This is a genomic window from Microbacterium sp. CFBP9034, assembly GCF_034045255.1.
Lineage (GTDB): Bacteria > Actinomycetota > Actinomycetes > Actinomycetales > Microbacteriaceae > Microbacterium.
Genome location: NZ_JAXCWC010000001.1, coordinates 2273402 through 2289037, shown reverse-complemented (window position 1 = coordinate 2289037; position 15636 = coordinate 2273402). Strand labels below are relative to the sequence as shown.

General features: G+C 69.3%; 14 protein-coding genes. 10 read left to right on the top strand and 4 right to left on the bottom strand.

Annotated elements, in window-relative coordinates:
* The first annotated feature begins 15 nt into the window (after nucleotides 1-15).
* The 4 genes from uvrA to whiA all read left to right on the top strand — a co-directional run bounded on the left by uvrA (nucleotide 16) and on the right by whiA (nucleotide 6784).
* The gene (gene uvrA / locus SOM19_RS10565) at nucleotides 16-2916 is read left to right on the top strand and encodes an excinuclease ABC subunit UvrA (RefSeq protein ID WP_320486473.1); all 2901 of its coding nucleotides are present in this window, start codon (nucleotides 16-18) and stop codon (nucleotides 2914-2916) included.
* Between the two features lie 4 nt (nucleotides 2917-2920).
* Entirely contained in the window at nucleotides 2921-4828 is a 1908-nt protein-coding gene (gene uvrC / locus SOM19_RS10560; protein WP_320486472.1) for an excinuclease ABC subunit UvrC, read from the top strand.
* A gap of 25 nt (nucleotides 4829-4853) precedes the next feature.
* Nucleotides 4854-5735: an RNase adapter RapZ gene (gene rapZ, locus SOM19_RS10555; RefSeq protein WP_320486471.1), complete on the top strand. Its 882-nt coding sequence runs from the start codon at nucleotides 4854-4856 to the stop codon at nucleotides 5733-5735.
* Between the two features lie 71 nt (nucleotides 5736-5806).
* Nucleotides 5807-6784 (top strand): DNA-binding protein WhiA, encoded by a 978-nt coding sequence (whiA, locus tag SOM19_RS10550; RefSeq protein ID WP_320486470.1) that lies wholly within the window; start codon nucleotides 5807-5809, stop codon nucleotides 6782-6784.
* Nucleotides 6785-6790: 6 nt separating this feature from the next.
* Here the strand turns inward: whiA and SOM19_RS10545 are convergent, their stop codons facing one another.
* Nucleotides 6791-7630, bottom strand: coding sequence for a PhzF family phenazine biosynthesis protein (locus tag SOM19_RS10545; RefSeq protein WP_320486469.1), 840 nt, complete (start codon nucleotides 7628-7630; stop codon nucleotides 6791-6793).
* Nucleotides 7631-7793: 163 nt separating this feature from the next.
* Here SOM19_RS10545 and SOM19_RS10540 point away from each other — a divergent pair, with 163 nt between their 5' ends.
* From SOM19_RS10540 to SOM19_RS10515, 6 genes are all read left to right on the top strand, one after another.
* Nucleotides 7794-8420, top strand: a complete 627-nt coding sequence (locus SOM19_RS10540) for a superoxide dismutase (RefSeq protein WP_320486468.1) — start codon at nucleotides 7794-7796, stop codon at nucleotides 8418-8420.
* 105 nt (nucleotides 8421-8525) lie between these two features.
* Entirely contained in the window at nucleotides 8526-9536 is a 1011-nt protein-coding gene (gene gap, locus SOM19_RS10535; RefSeq protein ID WP_320486467.1) for a type I glyceraldehyde-3-phosphate dehydrogenase, read from the top strand.
* Between the two features lie 10 nt (nucleotides 9537-9546).
* Nucleotides 9547-10773 (top strand): phosphoglycerate kinase, encoded by a 1227-nt coding sequence (locus SOM19_RS10530; protein ID WP_320486466.1) that lies wholly within the window; start codon nucleotides 9547-9549, stop codon nucleotides 10771-10773.
* On the top strand, nucleotides 10764-11585 hold the full coding sequence (gene tpiA, locus SOM19_RS10525; RefSeq protein WP_320486465.1) for a triose-phosphate isomerase: 822 nt from the start codon (nucleotides 10764-10766) through the stop codon (nucleotides 11583-11585). Before SOM19_RS10530 ends, tpiA begins: the two co-directional genes overlap by 10 nt.
* Before the next feature lie 59 nt (nucleotides 11586-11644).
* Nucleotides 11645-11893 (top strand): preprotein translocase subunit SecG, encoded by a 249-nt coding sequence (gene secG / locus SOM19_RS10520; RefSeq protein WP_127475335.1) that lies wholly within the window; start codon nucleotides 11645-11647, stop codon nucleotides 11891-11893.
* Complete coding sequence (locus SOM19_RS10515; protein WP_320486464.1) at nucleotides 11893-12249, top strand: RNA polymerase-binding protein RbpA; 357 nt, start codon at nucleotides 11893-11895, stop codon at nucleotides 12247-12249. The genes secG and SOM19_RS10515 overlap by 1 nt, the downstream gene beginning before the upstream one ends.
* 61 nt (nucleotides 12250-12310) lie before the next feature.
* Here the strand turns inward: SOM19_RS10515 and pgl are convergent, their stop codons facing one another.
* From pgl to zwf, 3 genes are read right to left on the bottom strand one after another with little or no spacing between them, the layout of a single operon-like run.
* Nucleotides 12311-13090, bottom strand: coding sequence for a 6-phosphogluconolactonase (gene pgl, locus SOM19_RS10510; RefSeq protein WP_320486463.1), 780 nt, complete (start codon nucleotides 13088-13090; stop codon nucleotides 12311-12313).
* Nucleotides 13091-13115: 25 nt separating this feature from the next.
* A complete protein-coding gene (locus tag SOM19_RS10505) occupies nucleotides 13116-14075 on the bottom strand; it encodes a glucose-6-phosphate dehydrogenase assembly protein OpcA (RefSeq protein ID WP_320486462.1) in 960 nt (319 codons plus the stop codon).
* Nucleotides 14072-15622, bottom strand: a complete 1551-nt coding sequence (gene zwf / locus SOM19_RS10500) for a glucose-6-phosphate dehydrogenase (protein WP_320486461.1) — start codon at nucleotides 15620-15622, stop codon at nucleotides 14072-14074. Before zwf ends, SOM19_RS10505 begins: the two co-directional genes overlap by 4 nt.
* Nucleotides 15623-15636 lie beyond the last annotated feature (14 nt).

Genomic DNA, 15636 nt, shown 5'->3' with positions numbered 1-15636 from the left:
GCCTAAACTTGTCTGGTGCCCATCGTCCCTGTCGCCCTGCCCGGAAACACCAGCGGAAAACTCAGTGTCCGCGGTGCCCGCGTGCACAATCTCAAGAACGTCGACCTCGACATCCCGCGCGACTCCCTCGTCGTGTTCACGGGACTCTCCGGATCGGGCAAGTCCAGCCTCGCCTTCGACACGATCTTCGCCGAGGGCCAGCGCCGCTACGTCGAGTCGCTGAGCGCGTACGCGCGCCAGTTCCTCGGCCAGGTCGACCGTCCCGATGTCGACTTCATCGAAGGGCTCAGCCCGGCGGTGTCGATCGACCAGAAGTCGACGAACCGCAATCCGCGCTCGACCGTCGGCACGATCACCGAGATCCACGACTACATGCGCCTCCTGTGGGCGCGCATCGGCGTGCCGCACTGTCCCGAGTGCGGCGAGGTCATCCAGCGCCAGACCGTGCAGCAGATCGCGGACCAGCTCATCGAGCTGCCCGACCGCACCCGGTACCAGATCGTCGCGCCCGTCGTCACGCAGAAGAAGGGCGAGTTCGTCGACCTCTTCAAAGAGCTGTCGGCCAAGGGCTACGCCCGCGCGGTGGTCGACGGCGACCTGATCCAGCTCGCCGAGCCGCCCACGCTCAAGAAGAGCTACAAGCACGACATCGCCGTCGTGGTCGATCGCCTGGTCGCGGGTCCCGACATCCTGAGCCGCGTGACCGACTCGGTCGAGACGGCGCTGGGGCTCGCCGGCGGCGTGATGCAGGTCAACTTCGTCGACGCCTCGGGCGACGAGGCCTGGCAGTCCTTCTCCGAGAAGCTCGCCTGCCCCAACGGCCACCCGCTGCAGCTGACCGAGATCGAGCCGCGCACCTTCTCGTTCAACGCCCCGTTCGGCGCGTGCCCGGCGTGCTCCGGTCTCGGCACCCGCATGTCGGTGGACGTCGACCTCATGATCGGCGACGAGGAGCTCTCGATCCGCGAGGGCGTGCTCATCCCGTGGACGACCCAGGGCAAGGGACTCTTCCAGTACTACGAGCGCCTGCTCGAAGGACTCTCCAACGACCTCGACTTCTCGCTCGACACCCCGTGGCGCAAGCTCCGGGCCGACGTCCGCGAGGCGGTGCTCCGCGGTGAGAACTACAAGGTCACGGTCAAGTGGAAGAACCGCTACGGCCGTGAGATGCGCTACTCGTCCGGCTTCGAGGGCGTGGTGCCCTACATCGAGCGTCAGTACCTGCAGGCCGAGACCGACACGCAGCGCCAGCGGTGGTCGGAGTTCCTCCGCGAGGTGCCGTGTCCGGTCTGCGACGGCGCGCGGCTCAAGCCCGAGGTGCTCGCGGTGCTCGTCCACGGTCATTCCATCGCGGATGCCTCGCGTCTGAGCCTCGCCGACGCGCAGCAGTACTTCGCCGGCCTCCAGCTCACCGACCGCGAAGCCAAGATCGCCGCCCAGGTGCTGCGCGAGATCCGGCTGCGCCTGGACTTCCTGATCCAGGTCGGTCTCACCTACCTGAACCTCAGCCGATCGGCCGGTTCCCTCTCGGGCGGAGAGGCGCAGCGCATCAGGCTGGCGACGCAGATCGGCTCGGGGCTCACCGGCGTCCTCTACGTGCTCGACGAGCCGTCCATCGGGCTGCACCAGCGCGACAACCGCCGGCTCATCGAGACGCTGCTCACGCTGCGCGACCTCGGCAACACGCTCATCGTCGTCGAGCACGATGAGGAGACCATCCACGCCGCCGACTGGATCGTCGACATCGGACCCCGTGCCGGCGTCGACGGCGGTCGCGTCGTGCACTCCGGACCCCTCGAGCAGCTGCTGGCCGAGCGCGAATCCATCACGGGGGACTACCTCGCCGGCAGGCGCGAGATTCCCGCGCCCACCAAGCGGCGCAAGATCGACAAGAGCCGCAAGGTGACCGTCGTCGGCGCGCGCGAGAACAACCTCCAGAACGTGACGGTCGACTTCCCGCTCGGCGTGCTCACCGCCGTCACCGGCGTCAGCGGATCCGGAAAGTCCTCGCTCGTCAACGACATCCTGTACGAGGTGCTCGCGACCCGGCTGAACGGAGCTCGCCGCGTGGCGGGAAAGCACACCCGGGTCACCGGCACCGAGGAGCTCGACAAGGTCGTGCACGTCGACCAGGGGCCGATCGGCCGCACCCCGCGGTCGAACCCCGCCACCTACACGGGGGTCTTCGACCGCATCCGCACGCTCTTCAGCGAGACGCCCGAAGCCAAGGTGCGGGGCTATCAGCCCGGTCGCTTCAGCTTCAACGTCAAGGGCGGTCGCTGCGAGGCCTGCTCGGGCGACGGCACGATCAAGATCGAGATGAACTTCCTCCCCGACGTCTACGTCGACTGCGAGGTCTGCCACGGCAAGCGCTACAACCGCGACACGCTGGCGGTGCACTACAAGGGCAAGAACATCGCCGAGGTGCTCGAGATGCCGATCTCCGAGGCGGCCGAGTTCTTCGAGCCGATCCAGGCGATCCACCGGTATCTCCGCACGCTGGTCGATGTCGGCCTCGGGTATGTGCGCCTCGGGCAGTCGGCGACGACGCTGTCGGGCGGCGAGGCGCAGCGCGTCAAGCTCGCGACCGAGCTGCAGCGGCGGTCGAACGGGCGATCGATCTACGTGCTCGACGAGCCCACGACGGGTCTGCACTTCGAGGACGTGCGGCGCCTGCTCGAGGTGCTGGGCGGACTGGTCGACAAGGGCAACACGGTCATCGTGATCGAGCACAACCTGGACGTCATCAAGAGCGCCGACTGGATCATCGACCTCGGACCGGAGGGCGGCTCCGGCGGTGGCCAGGTCATCGCAACCGGCACCCCCGAGCAGGTCGCGCGCGTCGAGGCCAGTCACACCGGCGGATTCCTCGCCGAGGCGCTGGGCGTCTCCCAGGCGGTCCGCAAGGCCGGCTGACCCGATGGCCCGCTCCGCACCCACTGTCGCCTACAAGCCGAAGCCGGGGGAAATCCCCACCAACCCCGGGGTGTACCGCTTCCGTGACGCGGACGGGCGCGTGCTGTACGTCGGCAAGGCGAAGAACCTGCGTGCCCGGCTGTCGAACTACTTCGCACCGCTGCACACGCTGCACGAGCGCACCCGGCGCATGGTCACGACGGCGGCGTCGGTGGAGTGGACGGTCGTCGACAGCGACGTCGATTCGCTGCAGCTCGAGTACATGTGGATCAAGGAATTCGATCCGCCGTTCAACGTGCGCTACCGGGACGACAAGTCGTACCCGTTCATGGCGATCACCCTGGGCGACGAGGCGCCGCGCGTCATCGTGACGCGCAATCGCCGCATCCCCGGCGCGAAGTACTTCGGCCCGTACCCCAAGGTGTGGGCCGTCCACGACACGATCGACCTGATGATCAAGGTCTTCCCCATCCGCACGTGCAGCGACTCGTCGTACAAGAAGGCGATGACGTCGGGCCGCCCGTGCTTCCCGGGTCAGATCGGCCGCTGCGGCGGCCCGTGCTCCATGAAGGTGTCGATCGAGGAGCACCGCGCGATCGTCGACGACTTCGTCGCGTTCATGTCGGGCGGCGACCAGCGCTTCACCAAGGAGCTGACGGCGCGCATGCGCGAGTCGTCGGCCGCGATGGACTACGAGGCCGCGGCGCTCTACCGCGATCGGCTGCAGGCCATCGACGCGGTGCTGAACAAGAGCGCGCTCGTGCTCGCGCCCGACACCGACGCCGACCTGTTCGGAATCGCGGAGGACGAGCTCGCGGCCGCCGTGCAGCACTTCGTCATCCGCGGCGGACGCGTGCGCGGTGTGCGCGCGACCACGATCGAGAAGGAGCTCGACATCGCCGGGGGCGATCTCGTCGACCAGGTGCTGCAGCGCACCTACGGGAACGCGGCGGGCGCCGACATCCCGCGGCAGGTGCTCGTCCCGGCCATGCCCGAGGACGCCGCCGATCTCGAGGAGTGGCTCCGCGGACGACGCGGCAAGACGGTCACGATCCAGGTCGCCCAGCGCGGACGCAAGGCCGATCTGATGCGGACGGCGTCGCTCAACGCGCAGCAGGCGCTCATGCTGCACAAGACGCGGCGCACGAGCGACTACCTGGCGCGGACGCAGGCCCTCACCGACTTGCAGGAGGCCCTCGACCTCGCCGAGGCGCCCCTGCGCATCGAGTGCTTCGACGTCTCGCACCTCGGCGGCACCAACGTGGTGGCGTCGATGGTGGTCTTCGAAGACGGCCTGCCGCGAAAGGACCAGTACCGCTCGTTCGGCGTCCCCGAGACCACCGACGACACCGACTCGATCTACCAGGTGCTCCGGCGCCGGCTCGCCTACCTCGACCGTCCGGAGGAGAAGGAGCCCGAGCAGGTCGAGCCGACCGCCGACGGCGAGGTCGTCACCGAACGCCGTCGCGCGCGCTTCGCCTACCGGCCGCAGCTGCTGGTCGTGGACGGCGGCAAGCCGCAGGTCGAGGCGGCCGCCCGCGCCCTGCGCGACGCCGGGCACGAAGAGGTCGCGCTGTGCGGCATCGCGAAGCGCCTGGAAGAGGTGTGGCTTCCCGGTGAGGAGTACCCGGTCATCCTGCCGCGCACGTCCGAGGCGCTCTACCTTCTCCAGCGGCTGCGCGACGAGGCGCACCGGTTCGCGATCACGCACCAGCGCAAGCGCCGTCGCCGCGACATCCAGAGCGTGCTCGCCGAGATTCCCGGTCTGGGCGACGCGCGGATCAAGGCGCTGCTGCGCCACTTCGGCTCCGTCTCGGCGCTGAAGCAGGCCACACCCGACGAGATCGCCGCCCTCCCCGGCGTCGGTCCCAAGCTGGCTGCCGCGATCCATGGGCACCTCTCCGGTGGGTAGGGTGGTCTCGACGACGGGGGTGGTCATGACCGAGGCAGAACGCCAGGACGCAGGCGAGGTCTTGATCGTGACCGGCATGTCCGGCGCCGGCCGCTCGACGGCCGCGAATGCGCTCGAAGACCTCGGCTGGTACGTCGTCGACAACCTTCCGCCGCAGATGCTCAAGCCGCTCCTCGAGCTCACCGAGCTCGCCGCCGGGGTGCTGCCGCGTGTCGCGGTCGTCGTCGACGTGCGAGGTCGCGACCTCTTCTCCGATCTTCCCGACGCGATGCGGGCGCTCCGTGAGCGGCGCCAGATCCGGGTGATGTTCCTGGATGCCGCCGATGACGCGCTCGTGCGACGGTTCGAGGCGGTGCGGCGGCCGCACCCGCTGCAGGGCGACGGCACCATCCTCGACGGCATCCGCACCGAGCGCGGACGCCTGGCCGCGATGCGCGAGAGCGCCGACATCATCATCGACACGTCGAACTACAACATCCACCAGCTCGCGACGAACGTCAATGAGCTGTTCAGCGAGGCCAACGCCGCCCGGCACACGCTCACCATCCTGAGCTTCGGGTTCAAGTACGGGCTGCCCACCGACGCCGATCTCGTCGCCGACATGCGGTTCCTGCCGAATCCCTTCTGGAACGAGGAGCTCCGTGCCCTCACCGGCGAGGATGCGGAGGTGCGGGAGTTCGTCCTCGAGCAGCGTGGTGCCGCGGAGTTCATCGACGCCTACGCCGCCGCGCTGCGACCGGTGCTCGAGGGGTATCAGCGCGAGAACAAGCGCCATTCCGTGGTCGCGATCGGGTGCACCGGCGGGAAGCACCGCTCGGTCGCCATGTCCCACGAGCTGGCGGACCGTCTCGCCTCGGTGCCGGGGGTCAAGGTGCGCGTGAAGCACCGCGATCTCGGCCGTGAGTAGATCGCACCACGATCTGTACGACGCACGGGTAGGCTGGACCGTCGTCCCGAACCCATCCGCGAAGGAGTCCCGTGTCGTTGACCGCTGACGTGAAGGCCGAGCTGATCACCGTACGCGATCCGCGTCCGACTGCCCGGGTGGCCGAGCTCACGTCCCTGCTGCGGTTCTCGGGCGGCCTGCATTCGATCGCCAACCGCGTCGCGGTCGAGGCCGAGCTCGACTCCGACATCCTCGCCCGCCGCACGGCGCGCGACCTCATGGAGCTCTACGGGGTGCGCCCCGAGCTCGTGCACGTGCAGGGCTCCGGCGCGCGCGCCGGCAGTCACTACGCGGTCCGCGTCATCGAGGGCGGCGAGACGCTCGCCCGCCAGACCGGACTGCTCGACCAGCGGCGTCGCCCGGTACGCGGCCTCCCCAACAAGCTCACCACCGGCTCGCGCGGCGACCTGGCCGCCATCTGGCGGGGCGCGTTCCTCGCCTCCGGATCCCTCAGCGAGCCCGGCCGGTCGGCCGCCCTCGAGATCACGTGCCCGTCGCCCGAGGCCGCGATGGCTCTCGTCGGAGCGGCGCACCGCCTCGGCATCCCCGGCAAGGCCCGCGAAGTCCGCGGCGTGCCGCGCGTCGTCGTGCGCGAGGGCGAGGCGATCCGTGCGGCACTGGCTGCGATGGGCGCCGAGAAGGCCGCGGCCGAATGGGACCAGCTGCGTCAGCGGCGCGAGGTGCGCGCGGGCGTCAACCGCCTCGTGAACTTCGACGACGCCAACCTGCGGCGCTCCGCCCAGGCCGCGGTCGCGGCGTGCGCCCGCGTGCAGCGCGCGCTCGAGATCCTCGGCGACGAGGTGCCCGAGCACCTGCGCGAGGCGGGGGAGCTGCGGCTCGCCCACCGCGACGCCAGCCTCGACGAGCTCGGCCACCACGCCGACCCGCCGCTCACCAAGGACGCGGTCGCCGGTCGCATCCGGCGGCTGCTCGCGATGGCCGACAAGAAGGCCGACGTCGACGGCGTGCCCGGCACCGAGTCGGCCGTTCCCGCCGGCATGGAGGACTGAAGCCGGTCAGTCGATCGGCACGGCCCCGCCCGACACGGTGATGCCGCCCGCCGCCGGGATGTCCACCGTGAGGAGTCCGGGCCGGCCCACATGGCGGCCCTGCTCGATCACGATCCGCGCGGGCGGACCGACGGCTCCGATCGCCCGCAGGTAGGCGCCGGTGGCGGCGGCCGCGGCACCGGTCGCCGGATCCTCGGTGATCGCGCCCACGGGGAAGATGTTGCGCGCCTCCCAGCGGTCGTGCCCGAGCGCGTGGAGCACGATGATCGTGGCGGGCCAGGCCTCGGCATCCATCAGCGTCCGTGCCCCAGAGGGATCGAACGTGAACGTGTCGAACACGACGCGATCCGCCAGCACGACGAGCGGATGCCTGTTGCCGGCGTAGGCGAGGCGCGGCGGATGTGCGGGGTCGAGGTCGGCGGCATCGAGTCCGATCAGATCCAGGACCGCGCCGAGCGCGGCATCCGTCAGCGAATCGACCCAGGGCTCGACGCTCGTGAACGCGGCCGACCGGCGCCCGGACTCGGATCGCGCGACGATCTCGACCGCGCCGACCGGTGTGTCGAACGTCAGCAGCCCGTCGCCGAGGTCCCCGGCCAGCGCCACCGCCGACGCGACGGTGGCATGACCGCAGAACGGCACCTCGGCGACGGGGGAGAAATAGCGGATGCCGCGCCGGCGGCCCGTGCCGCTGATGAACGCGGTCTCGGCGTACCCAACGTCGGCGGCGATGCGCTGCATCTCGGGAGCGTCGAGCTCGTCGGCGCCGATCACCACGCCGGCGGGATTGCCGCCGTCCGGGCGGTCGGTGAAGGCCGCCCATCGCTGCACCTCGGGTCGAGTCATCCCGCGATCGTAGCGCCGGGCGAGCGGAGGCGGCCGAACCGCCTAATCGGCGTCACGAAGGGAAGCAACCCCCTCGGTGCGGTGTTGGTCCTCAGTAGGATGAACCAGTCACCCTTGCCGCGCCGGGGGAGCCTCGGCGCCGCGCCGACAGGAAGAAGAGAACATGGCGAAGTACACCTTGCCCGACCTCCCCTATGACTTCGCGGCACTCGAACCGCACATCAGCGGCAAGATCATGCAGCTGCACCACGACAAGCACCATCAGGCGTATGTCACCGGTGCGAACACCGCTCTCGACCAGCTCGCAGAGGCCCGTGAGACGGGCTCACTCGCGAACGTCAACAAGCTCGAGAAGGACCTCGCGTTCAACCTCGGCGGTCACGTCAACCACTCGATCTTCTGGACGAACCTGTCGCCCGAGGGCGGCGGCGAGCCCGAGGGCGAGCTGCGGGCTGCGATCGATGAGTTCTTCGGCGGCTTCGACAAGTTCCAGGCGCACTTCACCGCCGCGGCCACGGGCATCCAGGGCTCCGGCTGGGCGGTCCTGAGCTGGGACGTCCTCGGCGAGCAGCTCATCATCCAGCAGCTGTTCGACCAGCAGAGCAACACGGCCCAGGGCACCATCCCGGTCTTCCAGCTCGACATGTGGGAGCACGCCTTCTACCTCGACTACCTCAACGTCAAGGCCGACTACGTCAAGGCCGTCTGGAACATCGCGAACTGGCAGAACGTGGCCCAGCGCCTCGACGCCGCCCGCGAGAAGAGCACGGGCCTGCTGGTACTGTCATAGCAGGCGCGGCGTCCCGGCGGGACTGCCCGCTGGGACGCCGTTGTCCTTACGTCTGAACGCATCACACCCGCGCATTCGCGCACGACACTTCTCAGGAGAACCTCCGTGGCTGTCAAGATCGGCATCAACGGCTTCGGCCGTATCGGACGCAACTACCTCCGCGCGGCTCTCGCGCAGGGCAGCGACCTCGAAATCGTGGCGGTGAACGACCTCACCGACAACAAGTCGCTGGCTCACCTGCTCAAGTACGACTCGGTGGGCGGCCCGCTCGGCGTGGACGTCTCGTACACCGAAGACTCCATCACCGTCGGCGACAAGACCATCAAGGTCTTCGAAGAGCGCGACCCGGCCAACCTCCCCTGGGGCGAGCTCGGCGTCGACATCGTCATCGAGTCCACCGGACGCTTCACGAACGCGGCCGACGCCAAGAAGCACATCGAGGGCGGCGCGAAGAAGGTCCTCATCTCGGCACCGGCCACCGGTGACGACGTGACGATCGTCATGGGCGTCAACGAGGGCGATTACAACCCCGAGACCGACGTCATCATCTCGAACGCGTCGTGCACCACCAACTGCCTGGCGCCCCTCGCCAAGGTCTTCAATGACGCCTTCGGCATCGAGCGCGGCTTCATGATGACCGCTCACGCCTACACGGCCGACCAGAACCTGCAGGACGGCCCGCACAGCGACCTCCGCCGTGCCCGTGGTGCCGCGATCAACATCGTGCCGGCCTCGACCGGCGCCGCCAAGGCGATCGGCCACGTGCTCCCCGAGCTGAACGGCAAGCTGAGCGGCTCGTCCTACCGCGTGCCCGTCCCCACCGGCTCCATCGTCGACCTGACCATCGTCACGCCGACCGAGGGCCTCACGGTCGACCAGGTCAACGCCGCCTACAAGGCCGCGGCGGCCGAGGGTCGCCTGGCCGGCTACCTCGAGTACACCGAGGACCCGATCGTCTCGAGCGACATCCAGGGCAACCCTCACTCGTCGATCTTCGACTCGGAGCTGACCAACGTCAGCGGCAACCTGGTCAAGGTCTCGGCCTGGTACGACAACGAGTGGGGTTACTCCAACCGTCTCGTCGACCTCACCGAGTACGTGGCCGACCGCCTCTAAGCGATCACCCATGGCTCTGCGCACCCTCGACTCGCTTCAGCAGTCGGTGGGCACGCTCGCAGGCAAGCGCGTCATCGTCCGTTGTGACCTGAACGTCCCCCTCAAGGACGGCGTCATCACGGACGATGGCCGCGTGCGCGCGTCGCTGCCCACGCTCAACGCCCTGATCAACCAGGGCGCACGCGTCGTCGTCTCGTCTCACCTCGGTCGTCCCGACGGTGCGCCGGACGCGAAGTACAGCCTCGAGCCGGTCGCGCAGCGACTGTCCGAGCTGCTCGGCAAGCCGGTCGCGTTCGCCCGCGACACGGTCGGCGAATCCGCCCACGAGGCCGTCGCGGCGCTCGAGGACGGCGAGGTCGCGGTCATCGAGAACCTGCGCTTCAACCCCGGCGAGACGGCGAAGGACGAGGCCGAGCGCCGCGCCTTCGCCGAACAGCTGGCGGGGCTCGGCGACGCCCTCGTCTCGGACGGGTTCGGTGTCGTGCACCGCAAGCAGGCCTCGGTCTACGAACTGGCCGAGATCCTGCCGTCCGCGGCGGGGCTGCTCATCGCCGCAGAGCTCGACGTGCTCGACCGGCTGACCGAGAACCCGGAGCGGCCGTACACGGTCGTGCTCGGCGGGTCGAAGGTCAGCGACAAGCTCGGCGTGATCTCGCACCTGCTGCCGCGCGTCGACCGCATCCTGGTCGGGGGCGGCATGCTGTTCACCTTCCTCGCCGCGCAGGGCCACAAGGTGGGGTCCAGCCTTCTCGAGGCCGATCAGCTCGAGACGGTGTCGCAGTACATGCGCACCGCCGAGGAGACCGGCGTCGAGATCGTGCTGCCGACCGATGTCGTGGTTGCCTCGAAGTTCGGCGCCGACGCGGAGCACGTCGTCACGCCGGCGGACGGGATCGAGAGCACGCCCTTCGGCGCCTCCGGCCTCGGGCTCGACATCGGCCCCGACACGGCCGCTCGGTTCGCCGAGGCGATCCGCACGAGCCGCACGGTGTTCTGGAACGGGCCGATGGGCGTGTTCGAGCTCGCTCCGTTCGCGGCCGGCACCGAAGCCGTCGCGAAGGCGCTGACCGAGGTCGACGGCCTCTCCGTCGTCGGCGGTGGCGATTCCGCTGCGGCCGTCCGCCAGCTCGGCTTCTCCGACGACGAGTTCGGCCACATCTCAACGGGCGGGGGCGCCAGCCTCGAGTTCCTCGAAGGCAAGAAGCTCCCCGGACTGGAGGTCCTCGGATGGCAGTAGACAGCGCTGGTTCAACGGCAGCTGCGCAGACCAGGCGCACCCCGCTCATCGCAGGCAACTGGAAGATGAACCTCGACCACCTTCAGGCGGTCGCGTTCGTCCAGAAGCTGCACTGGACGCTCAAGGATGCCAAGCACGAGGACGGCTCGGTCGAGGTCGCGGTGTTCCCGCCCTTCACCGACATCCGTACGGTGCAGACGCTCCTCGACGCCGACAAGATCCCCTTCGCGCTGGGAGCGCAGGACATCTCGTCCCACGACTCCGGCGCCTACACGGGTGAGGTGTCGGGTGCGTTCCTGGCGAAGCTCGACAACCGCTACGTCATCATCGGCCACTCCGAGCGGCGTCAGTACCACGCCGAGACGGACGAGGTCGTGGGCTCGAAGGTCCAGGCGGCGCTCCGTCACGGGCTGGTGCCGGTGATCTGCGTGGGGGAGACCTCGGAGGACCTCGAGAAGTTCGGCGCGAGCGCCGTTCCCGTCTCGCAGCTCCAGGTCGCGCTGGACGGGGTCAAGGCCGATGCGGACATCGTCGTGGCGTACGAGCCCGTGTGGGCGATCGGCTCCGGCCTGGCGGCGACGCCCGAGCAGGCGCAGGACGTGTGCGCCAAGCTCCGCGACGTCATTGCCGAGAAGCTGGGGGCGGATGCCGCGGCCCGCACGCGTGTTCTCTACGGCGGATCCGTGAAGTCGACGAACATCGCGAGCTACATGCGCGAGCCGGATGTCGACGGCGCTCTGGTGGGTGGAGCGAGCCTCGTCGTGGACGAGTTCGCGGCGATCATCCGGTACCAGAAGCACGTCGGCGTCTGACCCGTATACTTGTCCCTTGTGCGATCGGCGACTGATCGCGGCGAAAGGCTTCAACGACTGTGCAGATCCTCGAGTTCGTCCTGCAGGTGCTCCTCGGAATCACGAGCCTCCTGCTGACCCTCCTCATCCTGCTCCACAAGGGGCGCGGCGGCGGCCTGTCCGACATGTTCGGCGGCGGCATGACGTCCGCGCTGGGCTCGTCCGGGCTTGCTGAGCGCAACCTCAACCGCTTCACGGTGATTCTCGCCCTGACGTGGTTCGTCGCCATCGTGGCGCTGGGGCTCATCACGAAGTTCCAGAGTCTCTGATGGCCAGCGGAGGAAACGCGATCCGCGGCACCCGTGTCGGTGCCGGGCCGATGGGCGAGCAGGACCACGGATTCCACGCCGAGCGCGTGGCCATCTCGTACTGGGACGCCTTGGGCAACGAGACCGTCCGGTACTTCGCGGCGGGCATCACCGAAGAGGAGATCCCCGACACGATCGACTCCCCGCACTCGGGGCTGCCGGCCGGTCGCGACAAGGAGAATCCTCCCGCGCTCGCCAAGACCGAGCCCTACAAGACGCATCTGGCCTACGTGAAGGAGCGCCGGACCGAGGAAGAGGCCGACGCCCTCCTCGACGACGCGCTGCAGCAGCTGCGCGACCGTCGCGGTCAGGGCTGACCACGCGTCTGAACACAGAAGAGCGGATGCCGAGGCATCCGCTCTTCTTGTGTGTACGGGGTCAGTACTCGCGGTCGATGAGCTCGGGCGGCACCTGGGCGGCCGCGGCCTCGTCGACGAAGAAGATCGTCCGCTTGCGTCCCTTGGCTCCTGCAGCGGGCACGCTCGCGTAGCTGGCGCCGGCGAGCGCCAGACCCAGAGCGGATGCCTTGTCGGCTCCGGAGAGCACCATCCAGACGCGCTGCGAGCTGTTGATGACGGGCCTCGTCATGGTGACGCGCTCGGGCGGCGGCTTGGGGGAGTTGCGCACGGGGACCACCGACCGATCGGTGATGAGGATCTCGGGGCGGTCCGGGAAGAGCGAGGCGATGTGGGCGTCGGGGCCGACGCCGAGGAAGCAGACGTCGAACGACGGCCACGGCCCGTGCTCGCCCGCGAACCCGGCGAGCTCGTCGGCGTACGCGGCGGCGGCGGCATCGAGGTCGATCCCGTCGTCACTCGCGGCCGCGGCGTGGATGTTCGCCGCCGGCAGGTCGATTGCGTCGAGGAGCGCGGCGCGCGCCTGCTTCTCGTTGCGCTCTTCGTCGGCGCGGGGCACGAACCGCTCGTCGCTCCACCAGAAGTGGACGCGCGACCAGTCGACGCGATCGAGCCGCGGGCTGCGGGCAGCGGCGGCCAGCACGGCGGATCCCATCGACCCTCCGGTCAGTGAGACGTGGGCCAGCTCACCCTGATCGACGCGCTTGGTCACGCGGTTGAGAAACCGTGCGGCGACCGACTCGGCCAGTGCCGAGGGGTCGGGCGTGATGACCACGCGCTTCTCGGCCCATCCCTCAACCATGCCGCTCACTCACCACGCGACTCACTCATGCGTCCTGCGTCTCCCTGATCGACGGCGGGTCGAGAAGCTCCCAGCCCTCGGTGATCACTCGACCATACAGGACGTCCGGATCGAGGCGACGGAGCTCCTCGGCCAGGCATTCGCGCAGGGTGCGACGGGGGAAGGCGAGCTCGTGGCTCGGCTGCCCGGGCTGGGTGAGGATCGCCGAACCGGCATTCGGCCGCTCGAGAAGCACCTCGCCGCTCTCGCGGACGAGCGTGACCGACTTGATGCCGTGCGGCCACTCCTCGGGCCCGAGGTAGGCCCAGTCGACGGGCACGCCGAGCGCGAGCCGCAGCCAGGCGGCGAGCAGCGCGGTCGACGGCGAGTCCGAGGCTCCGCGCACGCGCACCGAGAGCACCGGCTCGTACGGCGGCTGGTCGAGGATGGCGGCGAGCTGCTCGCGCCAGCGGGTGAGGCGCGTCCACGCCAGATCGGTGTCACCCGGGGCGTACTGCCCGCCGAGCGCGGCGACCCACGCCGACGGGTCGGACTTGGTCGCGGCATCCGTGATGCGTCGCTGTGCGATACGGCCGATCGACGTCTTCGACGGGTCCTGGGGTGTGCGGTTGGGCCACCAGACGACGACGGGCGCATCGGGCAGCAGCAGTCCGGTGACGAGCGACTCGAGGTTCGAGCTGCCGGCCTCGCCGGCGACACGGAGGGTGATGACCTCGCTCGCACCGGCGTCGCCGCCGACGCGGATCTGCGCGTCGAGCCGGGGGTCCGCATCCTGACCGTCGCCGATGATCAGCACGATGACGCGCATCGGGTGCTCGCGGGACGCGTCGTTGGCGGCTTCGATGACCTCCTCCATCGCGCCTTCGCGCGTGAGGATGATGAGAGTCAGCACTCGGCCGAGCGCGACCGCGCCGCCCTCTTCGCGCACGCTGACGAGCGCCCGCGAGATCTTGCTGACGGTGGTGTCGGGCAGATCGACGATCATGGGCGCCTCCAGGTACGGCCGTCGCGGGCGAGCATCTCGTCCGCGGATGCCGGGCCCCACGACCCGGATGAATACTGTTCGAGGGGTCCGCCCTGCTCCGTCCAGAACTTCTCGATCGGGTCGAGGATCTTCCAGGAGAGCTCGACCTCCTCGTGGCGGGGGAACAGCGGCGGGTCGCCGAGGAGCACGTCGAGGATGAGTCGCTCGTACGCCTCGGGGCTGGCCTCGGTGAAGGCGTGGCCGTAGCCGAAGTCCATCGTCACGTCGCGCACCTGCGCACCCGCGCCGGGCACCTTCGAGCCGAACCGGATCGTTACGCCTTCGTCGGGCTGCACGCGGATCACGAGGGCGTTCTGCCCCTGACCCGACGTCTGGCTCCGCGAGAACAGCAGCTCGGGCGCCCGCTTGAAGACGACGGCGATCTCGGTGACGCGACGCCCCAGTCGCTTGCCGGTGCGGAGATAGAACGGCACTCCGGCCCAGCGACGGGTGTTCACCTCGAGGGTGATGGCCGCATAGGTCTCGGTGGTGGACTTCGGGTTCATCCCGTCCTCTTCGAGGAAGCCGAGCACCTTCTCGCCGCCCTGCCATCCGCCGGCGTACTGACCGCGCGCCGTCGAGCGGGCGAGGTCGGCGGGCAGCGTGACCGCGGCCAGGACCTTCTCCTTCTCGGCGCGCAGCTCCTTCGCGTCGAAAGAGATGGGCTCCTCCATCGCGGTGAGCGCCATCAGCTGCAGCAGGTGGTTCTGGATGACGTCGCGTGCCGCGCCGATGCCGTCGTAGTAGCCCGCGCGACCGCCCACGCCGATGTCCTCGGCCATCGTGATCTGCACGTGGTCCACGTAGTTGCGGTTCCACAGCGGCTCGTACAGCTCGTTCGCGAAGCGCAGCGCCAGGATGTTCTGGACCGTCTCCTTGCCGAGGTAGTGGTCGATGCGGAAGATCGAGTCGGTCGGGAACGCCGAGCGTAGCGCGCTGTTGAGCGACTGCGCGGACTCCAGGTCGTGGCCGAACGGCTTCTCGATGACAACGCGGCGCCAGCGGTCGGGCTGGTCCGCGGTGTCGTCGACGAGGCCGGACGCCTTGAGCTGCTCCGCCACCAGCGGGAAGTCCTTCGGCGGGATCGACAGGTAGTAGGCGTGGTTGCCCATCGTGCCGCGCTCGGTGTCGAGCTTCTCGACGGTCTCGCGCAGGCGGCGGAACGCGTCGGGGTCGCCGAACTCGCCCGACACGAACCGGATGCCCTGCAGCAGCTGCTGCCAGGTCTCGTCGCGGAACTCGGTACGGGCGTGCTGGCGCACGGCGTCGTAGACGACCTTCGCGAAGTCCTGGTCCTCCCAGTCGCGCCGTGCGAAGCCGACGAGGGCGAACCCCGGTGGCAGCAGACCGCGGTTGGCGAGGTCGTAGACGGCGGGCATGAGCTTCTTGCGGGAGAGGTCTCCCGTCACGCCGAAGATGACGAGCGCGCTCGGACCGGCGATCCGGTTGAGGCGTCGGTCCTCGGGGTCGCGCAGCGGATTGCTTCCGCGCGAGATCTCGACAGTCATAGGGGAGCGGTTCT

Excerpts from the sequence above, each read along its gene's own strand:
- uvrC (WP_320486472.1), top strand. The coding sequence starts at position 2,921 with ATGGCCCGCTCCGCACCCACTGTCGCCTACAAGCCGAAGCCGGGGGAA.
- rapZ (WP_320486471.1), top strand. The coding sequence starts at position 4,854 with ATGACCGAGGCAGAACGCCAGGACGCAGGCGAGGTCTTGATCGTGACC.
- SOM19_RS10545 (WP_320486469.1), bottom strand. The coding sequence starts at position 7,630 with ATGACTCGACCCGAGGTGCAGCGATGGGCGGCCTTCACCGACCGCCCG.
- SOM19_RS10540 (WP_320486468.1), top strand. The coding sequence starts at position 7,794 with ATGGCGAAGTACACCTTGCCCGACCTCCCCTATGACTTCGCGGCACTC.
- SOM19_RS10530 (WP_320486466.1), top strand. The coding sequence starts at position 9,547 with ATGGCTCTGCGCACCCTCGACTCGCTTCAGCAGTCGGTGGGCACGCTC.
- tpiA (WP_320486465.1), top strand. The coding sequence starts at position 10,764 with ATGGCAGTAGACAGCGCTGGTTCAACGGCAGCTGCGCAGACCAGGCGC.
- SOM19_RS10515 (WP_320486464.1), top strand. The coding sequence starts at position 11,893 with ATGGCCAGCGGAGGAAACGCGATCCGCGGCACCCGTGTCGGTGCCGGG.
- pgl (WP_320486463.1), bottom strand. The coding sequence starts at position 13,090 with ATGGTTGAGGGATGGGCCGAGAAGCGCGTGGTCATCACGCCCGACCCC.
- SOM19_RS10505 (WP_320486462.1), bottom strand. The coding sequence starts at position 14,075 with ATGATCGTCGATCTGCCCGACACCACCGTCAGCAAGATCTCGCGGGCG.
- zwf (WP_320486461.1), bottom strand. The coding sequence starts at position 15,622 with ATGACTGTCGAGATCTCGCGCGGAAGCAATCCGCTGCGCGACCCCGAG.